Source organism: Bradyrhizobium sp. CCBAU 051011, assembly GCF_009930815.1.
Lineage (GTDB): Bacteria > Pseudomonadota > Alphaproteobacteria > Rhizobiales > Xanthobacteraceae > Bradyrhizobium.
Genome location: NZ_CP022222.1, coordinates 1,869,773 through 1,894,099 on the forward strand (window position 1 = coordinate 1,869,773; position 24,327 = coordinate 1,894,099).

The window sequence follows — 24,327 nt, forward strand, 5'->3', positions numbered from 1 at the left end:
ACTCACGAAAAATAAATTTTGTCGTGAACCTCGGCGTCAAGCGCGAGAATCTATGTTCGAAACTCGTCGAGACGAGAAACATTATGGCAGCGGCGCGTCCCTTTCGTCGTCAAGCAGGTGCGCGAGGAATTCGCGAACGTCGCTCGGCGTATCGAAGTGCCCGGCAACGCCCTTGGCGCGGCGGCCGACGGAGAAGGCAAGCCCGTCGAGGTCGGGCATGATCGCAAATACCGTTTCGTCGGTAACGTCGTCGCCGATGAAGAACGGACGGCGCCCCTTGAACGGCTCGCGTGTCATCAACTCGTGCACGCCGGTCGCCTTGGTGAAGCCGGAATGCTTGATCTCGCAGACGCACTTGCCGGGCAGCACCTCGATCGGCGCGTTGGGAAGATCGGCCCTGATCAGCGACACCGCGGCATAGATCGCCTTTTCGGCATGCGGCGCGAGGCGGTAATGCAGTGCCAGCGAATAACCCTTGTCTTCCAGCAATATTCCCGGGCTGAGCTTGGCGATCGCCGCCAGCCGGCGCTTCAATTCCTTGTCCAGTGGCGGCGCATGAGCGTCTACTGACTCGCTATCCGGCTCGATCCGCATCTCGGCGCCGTGACCGCCGACGGCCGGGAATTGATCAGGCGCGAAAATCAGATCGATGTCATTGAGCGAGCGGCCGCTGACCAGCGCGAGCGCGCCGTTGGTTCGCACAAGCAGACGATTCAGGGTTTTCACCAGGCCCGGCGGCACCCAGACTTCGCGCGGCGTCGGCATCAAATCGAGCAGCGTGCCGTCGATGTCGAGCAGGATCGCCGTCTCGCTCAGGTGCGGCACCAGCGAACTCGGCACCGGTACAGTTTCCGGTGCGGCATCGTCTTCGCGGACGAAATCTTCTTCCAATGGCATTTCCAACAGATCCTCGTTCATCTCATCCTACTCCACAAATGCGAGTGGCCGTGCGACAGATTCGAGCGACTTGCGCTCGGCCGCGATGGCATACCGCCACGCGACGGCAGCGGCCACGATCATCAATGCCGACCCGAACAGGTAGCCGGCGAAGACACTGTTGCGCGATCCGGTATCGATCAGCGCGCCGAACAGCGCGGGCCCTGCCACGCCGCCGATGCCTGTTCCGATCGCGTAGAACAGCGCAATGGCCAGCGCGCGCACCTCCAGCGGAAACGTCTCGCTGACGGTGAGATAGGCCGCGCTCGCCGCCGGCGAGGCAAAGAAGAAGATAACCATCCAGGCGATGGTCTGAGTCTGTGCAGTCAGAACGCCGATCGAGAACAGATAGCCCGACAGCGCGAGCAAAATGCCCGAGACGCCATAGGTTACCGTGATCATCATGCGCCGGCCCAGCGTGTCGAACAGGCGGCCGAGCAGCAGAGGTCCCAGGAAATTACCTGCCGCGAAGGGCAAAATGTACCAGCCGACATGGTTGGACGGGATGCCGAAGAAATCGGTCAGTATCAGCGCGAAGGTAAAGAAGATGGCGTTGTAGAAGAACGCCTGCGAGGCCATCAGCACCAATCCGACCATCGAACGCTGCCGATAGGTCGTGAACAACGTATGCGCCACCTCACCAAGCGGCGTGTGGGTACGCATCTTCAGCCTGATCTTCGGGAATACCTCATCGGCCGGATGATCCGAATGTCGCGTCGACGATCTCTCGATGTCGTCGACAATTGCGTGCGCCTCCTCGGGACGGCCATGAATCATCAGCCAGCGCGGACTTTCCGGAATCCACATCCGCATCACGAACACGATCAGGCCAAGGGCTGCGCCGATGAAATAGGCCAGCCGCCAGCCGAGATCCGGCGCCAGCACGTTGGGATCGAGCAGCACGATAGCGGCGACCGCACCGATCGCAGCGCCGATCCAGAAGCTGCCGTTGATCACGAGATCGGTCCAGCCGCGATAGCGCGCCGGCACCAGTTCCTGGATGGTCGAATTGATCGCGGTATATTCGCCGCCGATTCCCGCGCCGGTCAGGAAGCGAAACAGCGAGTAACTCGCCACATCCCACGACAGCGCGGTGGCGGCGGTCGCGGAGAGGTAGACCGCGAGCGTAATGAAGAACAGTTTCTTGCGCCCGATCCGGTCCGTTAGCCAGCCGAAACCGAGGGCACCGAGCACGGCGCCGGCGAGATAGGCGCTGTTGGCGAGACCAACATCGAAATTCGAGAATTGCAGCGTCGGGCTTTCCTTCAGCGCGCCCGACAGAGCGCCCGCAAGGGTGACTTCCAGCCCGTCCAGAATCCAGGTGATGCCGAGCGCGGCCACGACGCGGGTATGAAAACCGCCCCACCGCAAGCAATCGAGCCGCGCAGGTATACTGGTCTCGACGACGCGGTCCTTGTCCTGCGCCGCCGGTGCGGAGATGGAGACATTCTCACTCACTGCCGCACCGTGCCGTATTGCTGTCGGACCCATCAGATTGGACCAATGAAAAAATACCCCGGAACGCCCCAGCCCCAGGGTTTTCTCGCTCAATTGCGGCAAACATGCTGCCCGCGACCGAGATAACGCCCTCGGCTGGCAGGGGTTCCGGCGATTCTCGCGCCGCGAAAATGCATAGCTGTCATGGTGTGTCGGGGCGTGCAAGATGCTTGCTGCGGCCTTTCTGGGTCATTGCGAGCGCAGCGAATGAAAGGAACAGAACCATCGACCGACCGTTCTTCGGCGAAACAGCAATGGAGCCGATCAATGGCCGAACGCCGGAAGACCGCGCGTCCACACAAAACCACGGCGCGCAAGAGCAGCCGCAAGACCACCGCGAAGAAATCATCGCCGAAGCGCTGGTCGCAGCGCGTGACAACGGAAAGCGACGCGCTCGATCTGAAACGTGGCGTCTTCAAGCAGACCAGCGCCAGGAAGATCGCGGCATCGCTCAAGCGTTCTGCCGAGCATAGTTCGCGCCGCAAGTCCGGCGCCTATCGCTCGGCGCTATCGATGCTGACCTTCTACATCAACCGCGCGGGCAAGACCTTGCCGAAGACGCAACGCGCACGGCTGGAGCGGGCGAAGGTGGAATTGAAACATCAGTTCGGGAGGGAGTAAGTAAGTAAAAGCAGCTCTGGCACGTCAATCAATTCTAGCCGTCATACCCCGCGAAGGCGGGGTATCCAGTACGCCGCTGCTTCTCGATTGATCACAACTGTCTCTGGAATACTGGGTCGCCCGGTCAAGCCGGGCGATGACAGCGGAGGTCTGGTGACGCTTCCGGCTACGACGACCGATTGTAGTCGTCCTCACGCCGCCCTGATATTCTCCATGAAGCGGTCGAGCTCTTCGCGCAGCCGCGTGCTTTCGCTCGATAGCGTTCGCGCCGAATTCAGCACTTCTTCGGAGGCCGAGCCGGTTTCGGTCGCGCCGCGGTTGACGTGCATGACGTTGGTGGCGGCCTCCTGCGTGCCTTGCGCGACGTTCTGGACGCTGCGCGCGATTTCCTGCGTCGCCGAGCTCTGCTGCTCGACGGCGCTCGCGATCGTCGCGGCGATGTCGGAGATTTTTCCGATAGTGCCGCCGATCTCCTTGATCGCGGCGACCGATTCCTGCGTCGCGCCCTGCATGCCCGTGATGTGATTGGAAATCTCGTCGGTCGCCTTCGCGGTCTGGCTTGCGAGCGATTTGACTTCGGAGGCGACCACGGCAAAGCCGCGGCCGGCATCGCCGGCGCGGGCCGCCTCGATGGTGGCGTTCAGCGCCAACAGGTTGGTCTGCTCTGCGATCGCCGTGATCAGCTTGACGACATCGCCGATCTCCTGCGCGGCGCGCGACAGCTTGCCGATCCGTCCGTCGGTCTGTTCGGCCTGACGGACGGCGGCTTCCGCAATCTGGCTGGATTCCTTGACGCGACGCCCGATCTCGTCGACGGAGGCCGACAATTCCTCGGTCGCGGACGCCACCGACTGCATGTTGCTGGAAGCTTCTTCCGAGGCGCCGGCGACCTGGCTCGACAGGCTCTGGGTGGTTTCCGCCGTCCGCGTCAACTTGCCGGCGGCGGATTCGAGCTGCACGGCCGAGGACGACACGTTGGAGACGATGGCACCGACCGCGGCTTCGAACTCATCGGCGAAACGAATGAGTTCGGCGCGGCGCGCGGCGCTCGCCGCCTTGTTCTGAGCTTCCTGTGTGGCGGCGTCGCGCTCGGCGCGGGCGATCGCCTGCACCTTGAACTCCTCGACCGCGCTCGCCATCTGGCCGAGTTCGTCGTTGCGGCCGAGACCGGGCAGCACGACTTCGAAATTGCCAGCGGCGAGTTCGCGCATCGCGCTGCACATCGCAATCATCGGCCGGGAAATGCCGGTGCCGAGCAGGAACGCCCAGACGCAGCCGAGCAGGAAGCCGCCGGCGGCAAGGATCAGGATCAGCTGCTCGGTCTCGCCGATGGTCGCGTTCGATTCGGCTTCGAGCCGCTTCTGATCGGCCAGCAAATCCGACTTCATCGCGAGCGAGCCCTTGTTGATGGCGGCGGCTGAGTCCGCCATTTCCTGGGTCAGCTCATCGATTTCCTTGGCATTGTCGATCAGCTTGGCGAGCGATTGCTGGTATTCCGCCAGCATCCCGGAAACTTCCTTGATCCCCTCGCGGATCTTTTCATTGTTCGACGAAATCGCCTTCAGCGAATTCTCGACGAACTTCAGGCGAGCCAGCGCGCTGGCTGCGACGGTCTTGTCAGAATTGACCACGAACGTATTGGCGAGCGCGGAGACCGCCTGGAACTGCTCGGTCACCTTCTTGGCGCCGAGCGTGATCGCCTGCATTTCGTCATCGTCGGCATTGCTCGGGAGATCGTCGAGCTTGTAGCGCAGCGAGTTGCCGGTGCGCGTGAGCTGGTTCTGCGTGATGCGCGCGCTCTCGTCCTTGACCTTGACGATATCGGCGAAAATCTTGGTGAAGGTGCGGAACTCGCGCTCGAGCTTGGCGACCTGCTCGAGCCGGGTCGGGTTGGTGGTGCCCTTCATCGAGGCGATGATCGCATCTTTCAGGCCGGCCTCGGCTGATAGCGCCGCCTTGCCGTCCTCTTCCTTGCCCGTCGCCACGAAATAGCGGGCGAGCGAGCGATAGGAAATCAGTTCGCGATCGATGTCGCGCGACAGGTCGGCCTCCTGCACGCTGCGCCGGTAAGACTCCACGCCGGCAGAAACATGTTCGAATCCGAGATAGGCAAACCCCATGCTGGCGGCCGAAATCGCCAGCACGACGGCAAAGCCGAGCATGATCTTGGCGCGGAACCGCAGGGTCGGGATCTTGAAAGACGAGCCGCTACGCTTCGAAAATCGCACGTCACCCCCCGTTTTCGTTCTGAAAAACAGGCATCGGAGACCCCCGCCCCCGATCCGGTGCGCAAACTTAAGGCAGAATGGATAAAGGTGCGTAAATCCGGGAAAGATTGGCAAGGGGTGCTTACACCCTCCCCTGGAGGGGGAGGGTCGACGCGAAGCGGCGGGGTGGGGTGACGGTCTCTCCACATCCAACGGTGCCCGAGTGGAGAGATCACCCCACCCCGTTTCGCATTTTCGCTTCGCTCCATGCGAACCGACCTCCTCCTCCAGGGGTAAGAAGAATTCGCATCGCAAGTTTTTCGCGCGCTTTCCGCGAATGTCATCACAATGACAGGGCCACCCAAAATCCTAGTTGCAAGTTCCCTCGCCGCTGTTTCTAATTGGAATAATTATAAAACATCGGGAGGTACCACGCGTGTCTACAGTCAAGCTGACGGTAAACGGCAAGGCCGTCTCGGCCGAGGTCGAGGACCGGACCCTTCTCGTCCATCTCCTGCGCGACCATCTGAACCTGACCGGCACCCATGTCGGCTGCGACACCAGCCAGTGCGGCGCCTGCGTCGTCCATATCGATGGCCGGGCGGTCAAATCCTGCACCGTACTGGCCGGACAGGCCGCCGGCTCCAGCGTCACCACCATCGAGGGCATCGCCAAGGGCGACGAACTGCACCCGATGCAGGCGGCGTTCCGTGACAATCACGGCCTGCAGTGCGGTTACTGCACCCCGGGCATGATCATGTCGGCGATCGATATTGTGCACCGCCATAGCGGCCAACTCGATGAAGAGACCGTCCGGCAGGAGCTGGAAGGCAACATCTGCCGCTGCACCGGCTACCACAACATCGTCAAGGCGGTGCTCGATGCGGCCGGACGCATGAAGGTCGCGCAGGCCGCGGAATAGAAGCCGCGGACGGCAAACTTCGAATTCAATACCGCGTTTCGAAAAGGAACAGCGGAAACAATATTCCGGTCGGGAGGACAGGACATGGGCGTTGAAGGCATTGGCGCAAGCGTCGTGCGCAAGGAAGACCGCCGTTTCATTACCGGCAAAGGACGCTACGTCGACGACATCAAGCTGGTGGGCATGACCCACGCACACTTCATCCGCAGCCCGCACGCGCATGCGAAGATCAAAAGCATCGACACGTCAGAGGCGATGAAGATGCCGGGCGTGGTCGGCGTGCTGACCGGCCAGCAACTCGTCGACGACAAGATCGGCAATCTGATCTGCGGCTGGGCCATCACCTCCAAGGACGGCACCGGCATGAAGATGGGCGCATGGCCGGCGATGGCGCCGGAGACCGTGCGCTTCGTCGGCCAGGCCGTCGCGGTCGTGATCGCGGAAACCAAGAACCTGGCGAGGGACGCGGCCGAGGCTGTCGTCGTTACTTACGAGGAATTGCCTGCCGTTCACGACATCCGCGCCGCGATCGCGCCAGGCGCGCCGCAATTGCACCCGGAAGCGCCGGGCAACGTGATCTACGACTGGACCATCGGCGACGAAGGCGCGACCGATGCCGCCTTCAAGTCGGCGGCCAATGTCATCTCGCTCGACATCACCAACAACCGCCTGGTGCCGAATGCGATGGAGCCGCGCGCGGCGATTGCGGAATATAACGAGCCGGAAGAGCATTTTACGCTCTACACGACCTCGCAGAATCCGCATGTCGCCCGCCTCGTGCTGTCGGCGTTCTACAACATCGCGCAGGAGCACAAGCTGCGCGTGGTGGCTCCCGACGTCGGCGGCGGCTTCGGCTCAAAAATCTTCATCTATCCCGAAGAGATGGTGGCGCTGTGGGCCTCCAAGAAGGTCGGGCGGCCGGTGAAATGGACCGGCGACCGTACCGAGGCCTTCCTGACCGATGCCCACGGCCGCGACCACCTCACAAAGGCGGAGATGGCGCTCGACAAGGACAACAAGATCACCGGTTTGCGCGTAAAGACCTACGCCAATCTCGGCGGCTACATGTCGCTGTTCTCTTCGTCGGTGCCGACCTATCTCTATGCGACGCTGCTGTCGGGGCAGTACAACATCCCCAACATCTTCGCCGAGGTAATCAGCGTCTACACCAACACCGTGCCGGTCGATGCCTACCGCGGCGCGGGCCGTCCCGAAGCGAGTTTCGTGGTGGAGCGATTGGTGGAGACGGCGGCGCGGCAGTTGAAGGTCGATCCGGCCGAGTTGCGGAAGAAGAATTTCATCACGCAATTCCCGCACCAGACGCCCGTCATCATGGCCTATGACATCGGCGACTTCCATGCCTCGCTCGATGCGGCGATGAAGGCGATCGACTATGCCGGGTTCCCAGTCCGCAAGGCAACGGCCAAGTCCGAAGGCAAGCTGCGCGGCATCGGCATCTCCTGCTACATCGAGGCCTGCGGCATCGCGCCCTCAAAGGCGGTCGGCAGCCTCGGCGCCGGCGTCGGTCTATGGGAATCCGCCGAAGTCCGCGTCAATCCGGTCGGCACCATCGAGATCCTGACGGGATCGCACAGCCACGGCCAGGGCCATGAGACGACGTTCTGCCAGTTGGTGGCCGAACGTCTCGGCATCCCGATCAGCCAGGTCTCGATCGTCCATGGCGACACTGACAAGGTTCAGTTCGGCATGGGCACCTATGGCTCGCGCTCGGCGGCCGTGGGTCTCACCGCGATCCTGAAGGCGATGGAGAAGGTCGAGGCCAAGGCCAAGAAGATCGCGGCCCATCAGCTCGAGGCATCCGAGAACGACATCGTGATCGAGAACGGCGAGTTCAAGGTCACCGGCACCGATAAGTCGCTTGCGCTGCCGATGGTCGCGCTCGCCGCCTACACCGCGCACAATCTGCCTGATGGGATGGAGCCCGGCCTGAAGGAAGGCGCGTTCTACGACCCGACCAACTTCACCTTCCCGGCCGGCGCCTATATCTGCGAAATGGAAGTCGACGCCGCCACCGGCAAGACGTCCTTCGTCAACTTCGTGGCGGCGGACGATTTCGGCCGGCTGATCAATCCGATGATCGTCGAAGGCCAGGTCCATGGCGGTCTCGCCCAGGGCATCGGCCAGGCGCTGCTTGAAAACGCGGCCTACGATACATCGGGCCAGCTTCTGACGGCCTCGTTCATGGACTACGCGATGCCGCGGGCGGACGATCTGCCATCGTTCAAGCTATCGCACACCACGACGCTGTGTCCGGGCAATCCACTCGGCGTCAAGGGCTGCGGCGAGGCCGGTGCGATCGGTGCATCGGCTGCCGTCATCAACGCCATCACGGATGCCATCGGCAATAACAAGCTGGAAATGCCCGCGACGCCCGATCGCGTCTGGCATGCGATTCACGGTTGAGAGGGAGGAAGCACCATGTACCAGACCACCTATCACCGCCCCTCCTCGATCGACGAAGCGGCGGCCGCGTTCGCCAAGGGCTCGGACTCCAAATACCTGGCCGGCGGCCACACGCTGATCCCCGTGATGAAACAGCGGCTGGCTTCGCCATCCGACGTGATCGATCTCGGCAAGATCAAGGAGCTGGTCGGCATCGAGGCATCGGGCGATGCGCTGACCATCAAGGCGGCCACGACCTATTACGACATCATGCAAAACGCCGATGTTAAAAAGTCGATCCCGGCTATCGCCTACCTCACCTCGGTGCTCGGCGACCCCGCCGTGCGCCATCGCGGCACCATCGGCGGCTCGATCGCCAACAACGATCCGGCGGCGGATTTTCCCGCCGCCCTGGTCTCGCTCGACGCCACCGTGAAGACCAACAAGCGGTCGATTTCGGCCGATGACTTCTTCAAGGGCCTGTTCACGACGGCCCTTGAGGACGGCGAGATCATCACCGCGGTGTCGTTCCCGATCCCCGCCAAGGCCGGCTACGCCAAGATGCGGCATCCGGCCTCGCGCTTCGCGCTGACCGGCGTGTTCGTCACCAAGACCAAGGCCGGTGACGTCCGCGTCGCGGCGACCGGCGCATCGCAGGACGGCGTCATGCGGGTGCCGGCGATCGAGTCGGCGCTGAAGGCCAACTGGTCGGCGGGCGCGATCGACGGCGTCACGATTTCCGCCGACGGCATGATCAGCGATATTCACGGCACGTCGGATTATCGCGCCAACCTGGTGAAAGTGATGGCACAACGCGCCGTGGACGCCGCGGGCTGATAGCGCCTAGACACAACTTCCACTCGAGGCGGCGTGCAGCGATGCGCGCCGCTTTCGCATTTTTGGTCCGATTCTCGGCAAAAGAAGCTTGCCACGCTATCGCTTCGGCGGGACAATTTAGCTAATCAACTAATTAAGACGCGTCCGCCTTGGGAGAGAAAACAAGTGCTCGACAAACCAGCCACCCAATCCGCTACCCGCACCTCCGGCCCGCTTGCCGGCTTCCGCATCGTCGAATTCGCCGGCATCGGCCCGGGTCCGTTCGCCTGCATGATGCTGGCCGACATGGGCGCGGAGGTCGTGACGCTTGATCGCGTCGGCGCGAAGAAGAATTTGAAATCGGTGGCGGGGCGCGGCCGCAAGGTCGTCGAGCTCGATTTGAAGGACAAGGCCGCGGTCGCACAGGTGCTCGACTTGCTCGCCAACGCCGACGCACTGATCGAAGGTTTTCGTCCGGGCGTGATGGAGCGGCTGGGCCTCGGCCCCGATGTGGTGATGGCGCGCAATCCGCGCCTGGTGTTCGGTCGCATGACCGGCTGGGGCCAGGAAGGTCCGCTGGCGCACGCCGCCGGCCATGACATCAACTACATCTCGGTGACTGGCGCGCTCGCGGCGATCGGCACCAAGGAAAAACCGGTGCCGCCGCTCAATCTGGTCGGCGACTTCGGCGGCGGCGCGCTCTATCTCGTGGTCGGCGTGCTGGCGGCGCTGCTCGAAGCGTCGAAATCCGGCAAGGGCCAGGTGGTGGATGCCGCCATGTGCGACGGCGCGGCATCATTGATGTCGATGTTCTTCGACATGACCGCGGTCGGCCGCTGGGTCGAAGGCCGCGAACAGAATTTTCTCGACGGCGGCGCGCATTTCTACGGCATCTACGAATGCTCCTGCGGCAATTTCATTTCGATCGGCTCGATCGAACCGCAGTTCTACGCGCTGCTGCGCCAGCACGCCGGCCTCACCGACGCCGATTTCGACGCGCAGATGGACCGCAAGGCATGGCCCGGCCTGAAGGACAAGCTGACGAACGTATTCAAGAGCAAGAGCCGCGAGGACTGGTGCAAGATCATGGAAGGCACCGACATCTGCTTCGCGCCGATCCTGACCATGGCCGAAGCGCCGAAGCACCCGCACAACGCCGCGCGCAACATTTTCGTCGAGCGCCACGGCGTGACGCAACCGGCACCCGCGCCGCGGTTTTCGCGGACGCCCTCGGCGATCAGGGATGCGGAGAAGGCGGATATCGGGGAATTGACGAGCGCGTGGAAGCAGTAGCGTAACCTCCTCGTCATTGCGAGGAGCGAAGCGACGAAGCAATCCATCCTTGCGCTTGCGGCGCGATGGATTGCTTCGCTTCGCTCGCAATGACGGATCAGGCCGCGTTCCCCACCTTCAGCACACCACGGCGAATCTGATCCTCCTCGATCGATTCGAACAGCGCCTTGAAATTGCCCTCGCCGAACCCGTCGTCGCCCTTGCGCTGGATGAATTCGAAGAAGATCGGCCCGATCGCATTCGCCGAAAAGATCTGCAGCAGCACCTTGGTGTGGCCGCCGTCGACGACGCCCTCGCCGTCAATCAGAATGCCGTCGCGCTGCAAGCGGACGACGTCCTCGCCATGCTGCGGCAGCCGCGCGTCGATCTTCTCAAAGTAAGTATCGGGCGGCGACGGCATGAACGGCAATCCCGCCTCGCGCAGCGTCTCTACGGTGCGGTAGATATCCCGCGCGCCGCAGGCGATGTGCTGGATGCCCTCGCCGCGGTAGATGTTGAGATACTCCTCGATCTGCCCGGAATCGCCGGCGTCCTCGTTGATCGGAATCCGGATCTTGCCGTCGGGACTCGTGAGCGCGCGCGAGAACAGGCCGGAGGCGCGACCCTCGATGTCGAAGAAGCGGATCTGTCGGAAGTTGAAAAGCTTTTCGTAGAAGCCGGTCCACACATCCATGCGGCCGCGATGGACGTTGTGGGTGAGGTGATCGATGTAATAGAGCCCGGCGCCTGATGGACGCGGGTTCTTTTCGCCAAGCCATTCAAACTCGATGTCATAAGCCGAGCCCTTGGCGCCGTAACGATCCACGAAATAGAGCAGACTGCCGCCGATGCCCTTGATCGCGGGAACATCGAGCGTCTTCTGCGGCGCGGGGATATCGGCCGCCTCCGCGCCGAGCGAGAGCGCCCGCTCATAGGCCTGCTTCGCATCGACGACGCGAAACGCCATCGACGGCGCGCAAGGCCCGTGCGCGGCGACGAAGCCATGGCCATGGGTGCCGGGCTCCTCGTTGACGAGGTAATTGATGTCGCCCTGGCGATAAACCGTGATCTTCTTGGACCTGTGGCGCGCGACCGGCGCGTAGCCCATCAGGCGGAATAGCGCGTGCAGTTCTTCGGGTTGCGGGTGCGCATATTCGACGAACTCGAAACCGTCGGTGCCCATCGGGTTGTCGGCGCTGATGGTGGCGGCCGGCGCGTCGTGCGGAAACGGACCCATGGCGAAATCTCCCGAAAATTGATCTGGCTCAATATCGGTCGAAACGGACGCAAAGTGCATGCAAAGGAGGGCGCATTCGGCTATCATGGCGCACAATCCGTGCATCAAGCCGGTAATTTACGCATGATCTCCGTAGACGCCTTCGACCTCAAAATGCTGGCCGCGCTGCAGGACGACGGCCGGCTGACCAACCAGCAACTGGCCGACCTCGTCGGCCTCTCCGCCTCGCAATGCTCGCGGCGGCGCATGCGGCTGGAGGAAGAAAAGGTCATCGCAGGCTATCACGCCGACCTCGCCGGCGAGGCGCTCGGCTTCAACCTGATCGCCTTCGTCCACATCACCCTGGCGACGCATTCGCCCGACAACGCCAAGAAATTCCGCGAACTGGTCAACCGCGTCGATGATATCCAGGAGGCCTACTCGCTCACCGGCGATGCCGACTACGTGCTGAAGGTCGTGCTGCGCGACCTCAAGGACCTCTCCGGCCTCGTCAACGATGTGCTGATGCCGCACCAGAGCGTCGCGCATGTGCGCTCGTCGATCGTGCTCGACCGGCTGAAGGAGAGTTCGAGGCTGCCGTTACGCGGCTAGATCCGGACCGCATGGCCAAATTCGAGGGAAATTCGTCATTCGCGTTTTCCGTCCGATTTGCGATGATGCGACAGCAAATCACTCACGAGACGACCATGGCGCTGCAACTTCGGCCGAACTGCGAATATTGCGACAAGGACCTGCCGCCGAACGCGACGGATGCGTGGATCTGTTCCTATGAATGCACGTTCTGCTCGGACTGCGTGGACAACAAGCTGCACAATGTCTGCCCGAACTGCGGCGGCGGTTTTGAGCGGCGGCCGATCCGCCCCTCCACCGAACGGCGGCCGGGTGTGTGCGTGACGAAGCAGTTGCCGTCGGACAAGCGGGTACATTTGAAGTACAGCGTGGAGGATGTTGCCGCGCATTCGGCGCGACTACGGGATATTCCGCCGCAGGAACGCTGAACCATCCACGTCATTGCGAGGAGAGCCAGCGACGAAGCAATCCATGCCAACGCTTGCAGCGCGATGGATTGCTTCGCTTCGCTCGCAATAACGGAGAGAGCGTCACTCCGCCGCCAGAATCGTCCCCTCGACCTCGCCGAAGCCGACGCGATAGCCGTCGCCCTGGCACCAGCCGCGCATGACGAGTGAATCGCCGTCTTCCAGGAACGAGCGCGTGACGCCGGACGCCAGCTCGACCGGCTCGGTGCCGTTCCAGCTTATCTCAAGCAAGCTGCCGCGCTGATCTTTCTCGGGGCCCGAGATGGTGCCGGACCCCAGGAGATCGCCGACATTCATGGCGCAGCCGCAGGCCGCGTGGTGCACAAGCTGCTGCACCGAAGACCAGTACATGTACTTGAAATTGGTGCGGCTGATGTTTTTTGGCGCCTTCATCGGCGTGGCGCGCAGGTCCACCTCAAGCGCCATGTCGTAATTGTTCGGCTGCGCCTGCTGCAAATAGGGCAGCGGCTTCGGATCCTGCGCCGGACCATGAAGCCGGAACGGCTCCAGCGCCTCGCGCGTCACCACCCATGGGCTGATCGAGGTCGCGAACACTTTTGCCTGGAACGGCCCGAGCGGGACGTATTCCCATTGCTGGATGTCGCGCGCGCTCCAGTCGTTGAGGATGACGAAGCCGAAGATCATGTCCTCGGCCTGCTTCTCGGTCAGCATCTCGCCCATCGCCGAGGCCTGGCCGACGACTACGCCCATTTCGAGTTCGAAATCGAGCCGCTTGCACGGCCCGAAGCTGGGCAGGTCGGCGCTCGGCGGTTTCAATTGCCCGCGCGGACGGCGCACCGGCGTGCCGCTGACGACCACCGTCGAGGCGCGGCCGTTATAGCCGATCGGCATGTGCAGCCAGTTCGGCTGCAGCGCATTGTCCTTGCCGCGGAACATGACGCCGACATTGGTGGCGTGCTCCTTGGACGAATAGAAATCGGTGTAGCCGGAGACGGCGAACGGCAGATGCAGCGTGACATCCGCCATCGGCACCAGCGCGCGCTTGCGCAAGCTTTCATTGTCGCGCAGCTCGGGATGGTCATGCCGCAGAAGCTCGCTGATACGCGCGCGGGTGCTCGACCAGACTTTTGGGCCCAGCGCCATGAACGGATTGAGCTGGGATGCAGCAAATACGGCGGGTTCGACGAGGTCGAAGCGGCAATCCTGCGCGAGCTGCCAGAGATCGAGTACGTAGTCGCCGATCGCAACGCCAACGCGCGGAGCGAGCCCGTCCTTGGCGGAGAATACGCCGTAGGGGAGATTCTGGATCGGAAAGTGGGACTCGGCCGCGACGTCGATGAAAGAGCGGAGTTTTGGGTCGTTGGGATGGGGCACTTGATTCTCCATTCGGGACGCCGTCATGCCCGGGCCTGACCCGGGCATCCATCCAAGAGTGAGGGATCGCCGGGTCAAGCCCGGCGATGACGAATTGCGCGCGTTACGGCTTGTTCGGATCGAACCGCTTCTCAAGGCCCTTCCAGCAATCGGCGTAGTCATCCTGCAGCGTCGACGCCGTCGCGGCATGCTGCGTAACCCGCTGCGGAAAGCGCGTTTCGAACATGAAGGCCATGGTGCCGGTCAGTTTCACCGGCTTCAGTTCGCCATTGCTGGCGTGATCGAAGGCCTCGCGGTCGGGGCCGTGCGGCAGCATACAGTTGTGCAGGCTGATGCCGCCGGGGACAAAGCCTTGCGGCTTGGCGTCGTAGACGCCGTAGATCAGGCCCATGAACTCACTCATGATGTTCATGTGATACCAGGGCGGACGGAACGTGTTTTCGGCGACCGCCCAGCGTTCCGGGAAGATGACGAAGTCGATATTCGCAGTGCCCGCGGTCTCCGACGGCGAGGTCAGCACCGTGAAGATCGAGGGATCGGGATGGTCGAAGCCGATGGCGCCGACCGGCGAGAAGGTGCGCAGGTCGTATTTGTAGGGCGCGTAATTGCCGTGCCATGCGACGACATCGATCGGCGAATGCGGCAGCGTGGTCTTGAACAGCGAGCCGCCCCATTTCACGTAGAGCTCGGTCGGCGTGTCCTTGTCCTCGTACGACGCCACTGGCGTCAGGAAGTCGCGCGAATTGGCGAGGCAATTGGCGCCGATCGGCCCACGTTCCGGCAGCGTGAAGGCGCCACCGTAATTTTCGCAGAGATAGCCGCGCGCAGGTCCGTTGGGAATCTCGACCCGGAATTTCACGCCACGCGGGATCACCGCGATCTCGCCCGGCTCGATGTCGATACGGCCGAACTCGGTGACGAGACGCAGATTGCCCTGCTGAGCCACGAACATCATCTCGCCGTCGGCATTGTAGAAATGCTGATCCACCATCGATTTGGTGATGAGGTAGACATGCGCGGCCATGCCGGCCTGCGTATTGGCATCGCCGGCGGTCGTCATGGTCTGCACGCCCTGCAGGAAGGTCGTGTCCTCCTTCGGGATCGGCGCCGGATCCCAGCGCAGTTGCGCGATCGGCAGGTCGTATTCGTGGCACGGCGCGGTGCGCCACAGCCCGGCATCCGCTTTCTCAAAGCGGCCGGAGTGTTTCACCGAAGGGCGGATGCGATAGAGCCACGACCGCTCATTGGTGCCGCGCGGCGCGGTGAAGGGCGAGCCGGACAACTGCTCGGCATAGAGTCCGTAGGCACAGCGCTGCGGCGAGTTGCGGCCCATCGGAAGCGCACCGGGCAGCGCCTCGGTCTCAAAGCTATTGCCGAAGCCGGACATGTATCCGGGCGTCACTTGCGCCGTACCTCGGACGATCTGATCAGGCGAGGTGTTGATATTCATGGTCATCCTCCTCCTTGCAGGGCGGCCCACATTTCCTGGTCGCGCTTGTCGGTCCAGATCACGGGATCGTCGATTCCGGACGCTTCGTCGAACGCGCGCGAGACGTTGAACGGCAGGCAGTGCTCGTAGATGGCGAAGCTGGAGAATTTCGGGTCCATCACCTCGCGCGTCGCCGCAAAGGTCTCTTTCAGCGTGCGGCCCTTGGCGACCGAGCTTTCCGCCGCGCCATAGAGCGAGGTGACGAAATCGCGCGTCATCGCGATCGCGTCGCGTCCGGTGGATAGCCCTTTCAGCGCATCGCCGCGGCCCGGCGCGATGGCCTTGGGATTGAAGGCGCGGATTTCATTCAGCGTGGCCGGCCATTCGCGCAAATGCGCGTCGCCGCAATAGCAGGCCGAGTGATATTCGATGAGGTCACCGGAGAACATCACTTCGGCATCCGGCACCCAGGCCACGATGTCGCCCGACGTATGCCCGGCGCCGAGCTGCATCAGCCGCACCTCGCGCTTGCCGAGATAGATCGACATCTCGCCTTCGAAGGTCAGCGTCGGCCAGGTCAGGCCGGGAATGCTCTCGGCATCCTGGAACAGGCGGGGAAAGCGGCCATATTCGGAATCCCAATCCTGCTGACCGCGCTCCTCGATCAGCCGATAGGTTTCGGCCGAGGCCACGATGCCCTGCGCCTTGTAGGCAGAAGCGCCGAGCACGCGCACCGCATGATAATGCGACAGCACGACATATTTGATCGGCTTGTCGGTGACGGTGCGAACGCGCTCGATCACCTTGTTGGCCATCGCCGGCGTCGACTGCGCGTCGAACACCAGGCAGCCATCATCGCCGACGATAATCGCGGAGTTCGGATCGCCCTCGGCGGTGAAGGCGTAGAGATCGGTGCCGATTTCGGAGAAGGTGATCTGCTTCTCCGCCAGATCGGTGGTGGACGCGAAACCTTTAGCCATCAATTCGATTCCTGACTTCGTTCGGGACGTGAACTATTGCTGCGATTGCTGTTGTTGTTGCTGTTGCTGCTGGCTCGCACCGAGCATGCGCTGGGCGGCGAGCGCGATGGCCTCCTTCAGCACATCGAGGTCGCCAATGTGATTGGCGAGAATGAGAACCAGCGCCGCATCGAGATCGGCGCTTTGTTCGTCGTTGAGCCCATGATGCGCCTCGACGATGGCGCGGAACGCGTCGTCGGGCTTCGCAAAGTTCGAACTGGTCGATAGCGCCATGACGAAACCTCAGTTGTGGCCTGCGGCACGCGCCAGCGCGGCATCGAGCGCCGCCCGCGTCGGGTGGCGGAAGCGCGCCGCCACGTAGCCGTCGGGGCGCAGCAGATAGGCGGTGCCGGGCTCGGCATCGTAACGCCTGGCGGCAAGGCCTGCAGAATCGGCCAGCCCCCCTTTGCCGCCAATCCGGATCGTGCCCAATCCGTCGGGCCGTTCCGGCGGAACGCCATTGCTAAACTCCAGCAGCGTGAATCCCGTTCCGGCGCCGATGAAGGCATCGGTAAGATAGGTCGGTTCGCCGCCCTGCCCCGCGACCGGCGCGTCCGGCATCGAGGCACCGGGACGCGGGCCGCCGCGCCAGCAATCGCCATCAGCGGTCGACAGTGGCGTCTCGTAAATCGAGGGCGTCGAGAGCCGTCCGCCATTCACCATGCGCTTGCCGAACTCGGTTTCCTTGGCGAGCGACAGCACCGCCTTGCGCAGCCGCGCCTCCTGGTGGGAGTTGGGCGCCATGAAATCGGTCGAGCGGGTGGATTCGCGGATGTTCTCATCGGCCGCGGCGCTTCGCTCGATGTGGTAGCTGTCAAGCAGCGCCTCGGGCGAGGTTCCCCGCAGCACCCGATCGAGCTTCCACGCCAGATTTTCGGCATCCTCGAGCCCCGAATTGGCACCGCGGGCGCCGAACGGGGAGACTTGATGCGCCGCATCGCCGGCAAAGATCACGCGGCCGTGGATGAACTTGTTCATGCGCCGGCACTGGAATTTGTACAGTGAGATCCATTCGAAATCGAACTTGTCGTGGCCGAGCATGCGGGCGATGCGTGGCCGCACATTCTCGGGCAGCTTTTCAACGGCGGGATCGGCAAAACGATTGAGCTGCAGGTCGATCCGCCAGATGTCGTCCGGCTGCTTGTGCAGCAGCGCGGAGCGCCCGGCGTGGAACGGCGGATCAAACCAGAACCAGCGCTCGGTCGGGAATGCCGCGGTCATCTTGACGTCGGCGATCAGGAACTGGTCCTCGAACACCTGCCCCGCAAATTCCGCGCCCACCATCTGCCGCAACGAGGACCGGGCGCCGTCGCAGGCGACGACATATTGCGCCGCCAGCCGATAGGGACCGTCCGGCGTCTGGACCGTCAGCACCACACCGTCGTTGCGCGGCTCGAGCCCCGTCACCTTGTTGCGCCAGCGCAGGTCGATGGCAGGAAGTTCCTCGACGCGGTCGACCAGATAGGCCTCCGCATAGAATTGCTGCAGGTTGATGAAGGCCGGCCGCTTGTGGCCCTCCTCCGGCAGCAGGTTGAATTGATAGAGCTGGGACTCGCCGTGGAAGATCTTGCCGACGCTCCACACCACGCCCTTGTCCACCATGCGCTGCCCGATGCCGAGCCGGTCCCAGAATTCGAGCGAGCGTTTTGAGAAGCAGATCGCCCGTGAACCCTCGCCGATCCGGTCAGCATCGTCGAGCAGCACGACCGATTGCCCGCGCTGCGCCAGATCGATCGCCAGCGACAGCCCGATGGGACCCGCGCCGACCACCACGATCGCGTGTTCGGCCGTGTTGGCGCCTACCCGGTCCTGGTCGGGGTGGCGACGATAGCCGAACTGGGTTTTAGTCAGCGCCATGCGGGCTCAACCCCGTGACTAGAGATCTTGTTTTGACGCGTTTTCTTCACGCGAACCGGTATCCACTTCGCTCGAAAACGCTAGCTAGTAACCTGTGGTCCTGCTAAATTAGTCTCACCTGCAACTATCTTAAACCCCGGACCGGGTCCGGCGTCAACCCAAATCGAGGCGATTCTTGCCAAAAGCGATGTCAGGCGAAATGGCTGCCGGCCCAGAGGAAGAGAGCGCGCCGAAAAAAGCCGCGCGGCTCGATCTCTTCAAATTCGTACCGTTCCAGCTCAACCGGCTGGCGGCGGAAGTCAGTTCCGCGCTCTCGGTCGAATATGCAGCCCGCTACGGCCTCGACATTCCGGAATGGCGCGTGCTGGCGACGCTCGGCTTCCGTCACGATGCCTGCAGCGCGCAATACATCGCCCACTGCACCCGCACCCACAAATCCACCATCAGCCGCGCGGTCACGTCGCTGATGAAGCGACAGATCATCGAGCGCGTCGAGAACGAGGATGACCGACGCGAATTCCGCCTGCGCCTGACGCGCAAGGGCGCGCAGCTCTATGAGGAACTGATCCCGCGCCTGTTGCGCAAGGAGCAGGAGATTTTGTCCTGCCTTTCCGCGCAGGAGCGGCGGGATCTCGCGCGGCTGCTCGGCAAGATCGAAGAAAGCCTTGAGCTGGTGCAGACCAGCGAAGAGGCAGATGCGAAGGAAGCGTACTGAGCTCCCTCCCCGTCATTGCGAGCGAAGCGAAGCAATCCATTTGTCCGCGCGCGCGGAAAGATGGATGGCTTCATTGCTATCGCCCTCGCAATGACGGCTGGGGCAGCTACGACTACTTCACCGCCGTGACTACGATCTCCACGATATGCGGCGGCTCGAGATCGACACCGAGGCAGGCGCGCATCGGCGGATTCTTGCGATCGACCCATTCGTCCCAGGCCCGGTTCATCTCGCCCTTCTGCTTGATGTCAGCGATATAGACGATCGCCGACAGGATCTTGCTCTTGTCCGTGCCGCACAGCGCGAGGCTTTCGTCGATCCGGGCGAGCGCCCTGACACTCTGCTCGTACATCGAGGGGCTGACGGGATCGGGCGCGACCGCCACCGTGAAGACCAGATCGTCGTGCGCGACGGCGCGACTACGGGTCGGCGTAAGCCCTGCAAAGCGTTGGATCATGATCGTCTCCGGTTAGCGGCTGCCAATATGTTTCGCGATGACAGGGAAATAATTTTCTCCGGACCCGGCATCGATCGCTTCCTGCAACACGGTGCCGATCAACTCCGCACCGCGAATCCGCAATCCGGCGTCGGACGCGAGCTCCAGCGCGTAGGACAAATCCTTCAGCGCATATTCGGTGGAGAATGCGCGTTCCGGGAAATTGCCTGTTACGATCGCCTTCATGCCGTGATTGCGGAGCGCAAAGCTGTCGGCCGAGCTTTTGAAAGCGTATCGAGCAGCAGCTTCGGATCGACGCCATTGTGCTTTGCGACCGCAACAGCCTCGGCCAGCGCGTTGACGGTTTCGAACAGCACCATGTTGTTGAGGATTTTTGTCACCTGTCCCGCGCCGACGTCGCCGCAATGGGTGACGTCGGTGGCAAAGCAGCGGATCAGCGGCTCGATATCGGCGTAAAGCGAAGCCGTCGTTCCTACCATGACGCTGAGCGTGCCATCCTGCGCCGCCTGCCGCGTGCGCGCGATCGGCGCATCGGCCCAGAACGCGCCTTTGGCCTGCAATTGGCGCGCGAAATCGCGGGTCTGACTAACCGAGGACGTGCCGAGATCGACCACGACCTGACCGCTGCGAATATTCTCGAGAATACCGTTGCCCTCGAACACCGCCCGCACATGCTTGGCGCTCGGCAGGCACAGGAACAGCAAATCGCTTTGCTTGATGACGTCGGCAACGGAAGCCGCAATGTTGGTACCGTCGGCCTTGAGCCGCGCCAGCGGCTCCGGCGACAGATCAAAGGCAAGGACGGGCTTGCCGCTCTTCTTCACGAGATTGCGGCAGATCGGCTCGCCCATCACGCCGAGGCCAATGAAGCCCAGAGTCTTGTACTCGGTCATTTCCCTGAGAACCTATTTCGCGAAAGAACGCGATGGCGCGAGATGCAGCGCGAACGCATCGACCTTGTCACTGGCGCGCGGATAAATCTCGCTGACGATCGGATCGTGGCCGGGAATGAAACGGTCGGGATGGCCGGCCAGCCGCTCGACGGTCTCCCAGCCCTGCGCCATGTCACCGACATTGTAGACGATCGGAAACGGGCTGCGCTTGTGCAGATTGGCGTAGTAATGCGCCGCGTCCGACGCCAGCACCACCGGTCCGCGCGCGGTTTCCACCCGCACCACCTGCAACCCGTCGGAATGGCCGCCGACGCGATGCACCGTCACGCCGGGCGCGATCTCGCCATCGCCGGAATGAAAGGTGACGCGCTCGCCATAGACATGACGCACCATGGTCGTGACGTGCTCGACCGAAAACGGATGCCGCAGCATGCCGTTGCACATGCAGCGCCCCGTCGCGTAGCTCATCTCGCGCTCCTGCAGATGAAACCGCGCGTTCGGAAAGCGATCGAGATTGCCGGCATGGTCGTAGTGCAAATGGGTGACGATCACGTCGCGGATCGCGTCGGCGGCGACGCCAAAGCCCGCCAGCGCGTCGACCGGATTGAGCGTAAGCTTGCGCGCACGTGCCTTGGCTTCTTCGGCATTGAAGCCGGTATCGACCAGGATGTCGCGGCCGCCCCCTCGGATCAGCCAGACGAAATAATCGAGATCCTGCGCCGTGGTCTCGTGCGGATCGGGGACCAGAAAATTCAAACGGGGCGTGCGCGGCGACATCGTCGCGTAGCGCAGTGCGTAGATTTCGTAGGCATTTCCCATCGGTGTCGCTTTTTCTTTTGTTGTGAACTTGGCCGATGCGGCAGCAAGCCATCGTCATCCGCAAAGGTCAAACGCAGCGCGCGAATGACGACCGGGTAACAATTGCAGAGCTATGTGAGAGGGATCACATTACCATCGGCGGTTGCCAACCCCACGGGCTCCTCGCAATTCCAGAGCAGCAGCAATCAACGCGACCGGCCGCGACATACCGGACGCCCCGCCTTCGCGGGCCACGACCGCGATATCCAGACGCAGCCGGCTATCGGCGAAAGGATGGCCAAACGGATCGGGAACCTATTGCACGAACCCGATCACGCCTTTGGGTGTTGCCGCCGTTCAACAGTGTTAACTCCGCTTCATTCGCGACGTGCGGTCGCGGTTAATTGTCGCAATTAGTGACGATATCGCAAGCGGTTGACGGGCAGTGCACGCGGTTTGATAATGCAGGGAGCGTAGAGTATGGTCGCCGCGGCGCAAGCTGGTATCGGCGCCATTTTGGCTGGATTGCCGTCAATATGAAAACCCGCCTTGTATTGTTTTTCTCCCTGTTTTTTGCGGTGGCGTCGGTCGCCCCGTCGTTCGCAGCCGGCGAACGTTATGCGCTGGTGATCGGCAACGCGAAATATCCGGACGCCGAGGCGCCGCTCAAGGAGCCGATCAACGATGCGCGCGACATCGCCGAGGAGCTGAAGCGCGACGGCTTCAATGTCGATATCGGCGAGAACCTGACCGGCGAGCAGATGCGCCGCGCCTTCGAGCGCCTGTACGCCAAGATCAAGCCGGGCTCGGTCGCACTGATCTTCTTCTCCGGCTTTGGCGTGCAATCGAGCCGCCAGAGCTACATGATCCCGGTCGACGCGCAGATCTGGACCGAGCCCGACGTTCGCCGCGACGGTTTCAGCCTCGAGACCGTGCTCGGCGAGATCAACAGTCGCGGCGCCGGGGTCAAGATCGCGCTGATCGACGCCTCCAGGCGCAATCCGTTCGAGCGCCGGTTTCGTAGTTTTTCCGCCGGCCTTGCGCCGGTGATTGCGCCGAACGGCACGCTGGTGATGTATTCGGCCGCGCTCTCGTCGGTCGTTTCCGACAATGGCAGCGACCGCAGCCTGTTTGTGAAAGAGCTACTGAAGGAAATCCGCACCCCCGATCTGATGGCGGAAGAAACGCTGAACCGCACCCGCGTCGGCGTCACCCGCGCCTCGCGCCAGGAGCAGGTGCCGTGGATCTCGTCGTCGCTGGCGGAAGATTTCTCCTTTATCCCGAGCGGTACCGGTCCGCGGCCGGCCAGTCCGCCGCCAGCTCCGGTGGCCGCAGCGCCACCTCCACCTCCCGCACCCGCCCCCGCTCCGCCTCCGCCGGCTCCCGCACCTGCCACGCCCCAGGTGGCCGCGCCTGCGCCGCCGCCCGCACCACCTCCTCCGGCGCCGACGAAACCGGTTGAAGCCGCGATTCCGCCGCCTCCGCCACCGGCCAAGCCGGTCGAGAGCCCCAGCCCGACCGTGCTCGCGCTGGCCGACGACCCGACGATCAAGAGCCTGACCACCAAGCTCAATGACAATCCGGACGACGCTGCCGCGCTATACCGGCGCGGGCAGGTCTATGCCAGCAAGGGCGCCTACGAACTCGCCATCAAGGACTTCAACAATTCGCTGCGGCTGAACCCGAAGGATGTGGAAGCCTACAACAACCGCTGCTGGGCGCGCACGGTGATCGGTGACCTGCAAGCGGCCCTGAAGGATTGCAACGAAGCGCTGCGGCTGCGGCCGAATTTCGTCGACGCGCTCGACAGCCGCGGTCTCGTCAACCTGAAGAGCGGCCAGAACAAGAATGCAATCGCTGATTTCGACGCCGCTCTCAAGATCAACCCGAGATTGACCTCGTCGCTGTACGGCCGCGGCCTTGCCAAGAAGCGCAACGGCTCGATTTCGGAAGGCGATCTCGACATTAACAATGCGAAGGCGATGGACCCCAATATCGTCAAGGAATTCGCTGATTACGGGGTGCAGTGACGATTTTTTTAAGTGAAGGCTGTCGGCCACTCGAACCCTGTGGCCGGCGCAAAGACTAAAGCATAGCAGCCGGCCGCAATCGGGCTCGGCAGCTCATTTGGACGATATTGGAACCGCGTGGGAAGCCCGCAGGAGGGGACAGCAATGGCGAATTTCTCAGCAACGAAAACCCTAACCGCAATCGTCTCGGTTGCGGCGCTCGGCACCGCCGTTTGCTTGAGTGCGGGAACTGCCCTGGCACAGGATAAGAACGTCACCGAGGATCAGATCGTCCGCGCACTGGCGCCCGAAAAGAAGCCGCTCACCCGTGGCCTCTCGGTCGGACCGCAAACGACCGTCGATCCGACCGTATCCGCCGCCGAAAGCAAATTCGTGCAGAAGATCCGCGGCCGCTCCACGCGTTCGCTCTCGACCGCCGAGCGCGAGGAAATCGCCGCCATCGTCAAGGACAAGCCGAAGATCGATCTTGAGATCAATTTCGACTACAACTCGGCCGACATCAGCGCGAAGTCGCTGCCGTCGGTGCAGGCGCTCGGCCGCGCCCTCACGAACAATGACCTCAAGGGCTCGACCTTCGTGGTCGCGGGCCACACCGATGCGGCAGGCGGCGAGGCCTACAATCAGGACCTCAGCGAACGCCGCGCCGACTCGATCAAGCGCTATCTCGTCGACAAATATGGCATCAACGGCACCGATCTCGTCACCGTCGGATATGGCAAGAGCAAGCTCAAGGATCCGGGCCAGCCGTTGGCGGAAGTGAACCGCCGCGTCCAGGTCGTCAACATGGAAAACAAGGCCACGGCGTCGGCCAAGTAAGGGCGTGGCGTCGAGCAATAGTTTCCGGCT

Annotated in this window: 21 protein-coding genes and 1 pseudogene; 10 read left to right on the top strand and 12 right to left on the bottom strand. The window is 62.8% G+C overall.

Annotation, left to right across the window (positions count from 1 at the left end; genetic code table 11):
* Positions 1-81: 81 nt before the first annotated feature.
* Positions 82-918, bottom strand: coding sequence for a trehalose-phosphatase (gene otsB / locus ACH79_RS08945; protein ID WP_161850692.1), 837 nt, complete (start codon positions 916-918; stop codon positions 82-84).
* Positions 919-924: 6 nt separating this feature from the next.
* Complete coding sequence (locus ACH79_RS08950) at positions 925-2,394, bottom strand: MFS transporter (RefSeq protein WP_246738477.1); 1,470 nt, start codon at positions 2,392-2,394, stop codon at positions 925-927.
* A gap of 306 nt (positions 2,395-2,700) precedes the next feature.
* Between ACH79_RS08950 and ACH79_RS08955 the strand changes: the two genes are divergently transcribed.
* Entirely contained in the window at positions 2,701-3,054 is a 354-nt protein-coding gene (locus ACH79_RS08955) for a DUF3175 domain-containing protein (protein WP_161850694.1), read from the top strand.
* A gap of 191 nt (positions 3,055-3,245) precedes the next feature.
* Here the strand turns inward: ACH79_RS08955 and ACH79_RS08960 are convergent, their stop codons facing one another.
* Positions 3,246-5,216, bottom strand: a complete 1,971-nt coding sequence (locus ACH79_RS08960) for a methyl-accepting chemotaxis protein (RefSeq protein WP_161856285.1) — start codon at positions 5,214-5,216, stop codon at positions 3,246-3,248.
* Positions 5,217-5,697: 481 nt separating this feature from the next.
* Between ACH79_RS08960 and ACH79_RS08965 the strand changes: the two genes are divergently transcribed.
* From ACH79_RS08965 to ACH79_RS08980, 4 genes are all read left to right on the top strand, one after another.
* Complete coding sequence (locus tag ACH79_RS08965) at positions 5,698-6,183, top strand: (2Fe-2S)-binding protein (protein ID WP_161850695.1); 486 nt, start codon at positions 5,698-5,700, stop codon at positions 6,181-6,183.
* Between the two features lie 84 nt (positions 6,184-6,267).
* Complete coding sequence (locus ACH79_RS08970) at positions 6,268-8,607, top strand: xanthine dehydrogenase family protein molybdopterin-binding subunit (protein WP_161850696.1); 2,340 nt, start codon at positions 6,268-6,270, stop codon at positions 8,605-8,607.
* A gap of 15 nt (positions 8,608-8,622) precedes the next feature.
* Positions 8,623-9,423 carry a xanthine dehydrogenase family protein subunit M gene (locus tag ACH79_RS08975; protein WP_161850697.1) on the top strand — a complete coding sequence of 267 codons (801 nt, stop codon included), beginning with the start codon at positions 8,623-8,625 and terminating at the stop codon, positions 9,421-9,423.
* A gap of 165 nt (positions 9,424-9,588) precedes the next feature.
* Complete coding sequence (locus ACH79_RS08980) at positions 9,589-10,695, top strand: CaiB/BaiF CoA-transferase family protein (RefSeq protein ID WP_161850698.1); 1,107 nt, start codon at positions 9,589-9,591, stop codon at positions 10,693-10,695.
* 97 nt (positions 10,696-10,792) lie between these two features.
* Here ACH79_RS08980 and hppD read toward each other — a convergent pair whose 3' ends face one another.
* A complete protein-coding gene (gene hppD, locus ACH79_RS08985; protein WP_161850699.1) occupies positions 10,793-11,911 on the bottom strand; it encodes a 4-hydroxyphenylpyruvate dioxygenase in 1,119 nt (372 codons plus the stop codon).
* 123 nt (positions 11,912-12,034) lie between these two features.
* On the opposite strand from hppD, the gene ACH79_RS08990 reads away from it, so the two are divergent.
* Positions 12,035-12,502: an Lrp/AsnC family transcriptional regulator gene (locus ACH79_RS08990; RefSeq protein WP_161850700.1), complete on the top strand. Its 468-nt coding sequence runs from the start codon at positions 12,035-12,037 to the stop codon at positions 12,500-12,502.
* Between the two features lie 95 nt (positions 12,503-12,597).
* Positions 12,598-12,909, top strand: coding sequence for a DUF1272 domain-containing protein (locus ACH79_RS08995; protein WP_161850701.1), 312 nt, complete (start codon positions 12,598-12,600; stop codon positions 12,907-12,909).
* A 102-nt stretch (positions 12,910-13,011) separates the two neighbouring features.
* Here the strand turns inward: ACH79_RS08995 and fahA are convergent, their stop codons facing one another.
* The 5 genes from fahA to ACH79_RS09020 form a co-directional block, all read right to left on the bottom strand.
* Entirely contained in the window at positions 13,012-14,283 is a 1,272-nt protein-coding gene (gene fahA, locus ACH79_RS09000) for a fumarylacetoacetase (protein WP_161850702.1), read from the bottom strand.
* 103 nt (positions 14,284-14,386) lie between these two features.
* Positions 14,387-15,733 carry a homogentisate 1,2-dioxygenase gene (gene hmgA / locus ACH79_RS09005; RefSeq protein WP_161850703.1) on the bottom strand — a complete coding sequence of 449 codons (1,347 nt, stop codon included), beginning with the start codon at positions 15,731-15,733 and terminating at the stop codon, positions 14,387-14,389.
* Positions 15,734-15,735: 2 nt separating this feature from the next.
* Entirely contained in the window at positions 15,736-16,692 is a 957-nt protein-coding gene (locus ACH79_RS09010; protein WP_161850704.1) for an MBL fold metallo-hydrolase, read from the bottom strand.
* 33 nt (positions 16,693-16,725) lie between these two features.
* On the bottom strand, positions 16,726-16,965 hold the full coding sequence (locus ACH79_RS09015) for a DUF2783 domain-containing protein (protein ID WP_161850705.1): 240 nt from the start codon (positions 16,963-16,965) through the stop codon (positions 16,726-16,728).
* 9 nt (positions 16,966-16,974) lie between these two features.
* Positions 16,975-18,588, bottom strand: a complete 1,614-nt coding sequence (locus ACH79_RS09020; RefSeq protein ID WP_161850706.1) for an FAD-dependent oxidoreductase — start codon at positions 18,586-18,588, stop codon at positions 16,975-16,977.
* Between the two features lie 199 nt (positions 18,589-18,787).
* Here ACH79_RS09020 and ACH79_RS09025 point away from each other — a divergent pair, with 199 nt between their 5' ends.
* Positions 18,788-19,303, top strand: a complete 516-nt coding sequence (locus ACH79_RS09025; protein WP_246738478.1) for a MarR family winged helix-turn-helix transcriptional regulator — start codon at positions 18,788-18,790, stop codon at positions 19,301-19,303.
* A 112-nt stretch (positions 19,304-19,415) separates the two neighbouring features.
* Here ACH79_RS09025 and ACH79_RS09030 read toward each other — a convergent pair whose 3' ends face one another.
* The 3 genes and pseudogenes from ACH79_RS09030 to ACH79_RS09040 all read right to left on the bottom strand — a co-directional run bounded on the left by ACH79_RS09030 (position 19,416) and on the right by ACH79_RS09040 (position 21,472).
* Positions 19,416-19,760: a RidA family protein gene (locus ACH79_RS09030; RefSeq protein ID WP_161850707.1), complete on the bottom strand. Its 345-nt coding sequence runs from the start codon at positions 19,758-19,760 to the stop codon at positions 19,416-19,418.
* 12 nt (positions 19,761-19,772) lie between these two features.
* Positions 19,773-20,611 (bottom strand): annotated as a pseudogene (locus ACH79_RS09035) (NAD(P)-dependent oxidoreductase).
* 54 nt (positions 20,612-20,665) lie between these two features.
* Positions 20,666-21,472 (bottom strand): N-acyl homoserine lactonase family protein, encoded by an 807-nt coding sequence (locus ACH79_RS09040; protein WP_161850708.1) that lies wholly within the window; start codon positions 21,470-21,472, stop codon positions 20,666-20,668.
* A gap of 515 nt (positions 21,473-21,987) precedes the next feature.
* On the opposite strand from ACH79_RS09040, the gene ACH79_RS09045 reads away from it, so the two are divergent.
* Positions 21,988-23,481 carry a caspase family protein gene (locus ACH79_RS09045; RefSeq protein WP_161850709.1) on the top strand — a complete coding sequence of 498 codons (1,494 nt, stop codon included), beginning with the start codon at positions 21,988-21,990 and terminating at the stop codon, positions 23,479-23,481.
* A gap of 144 nt (positions 23,482-23,625) precedes the next feature.
* Positions 23,626-24,297, top strand: a complete 672-nt coding sequence (locus tag ACH79_RS09050; protein WP_161850710.1) for an OmpA family protein — start codon at positions 23,626-23,628, stop codon at positions 24,295-24,297.
* The last annotated feature ends 30 nt before the right edge of the window (positions 24,298-24,327 follow it).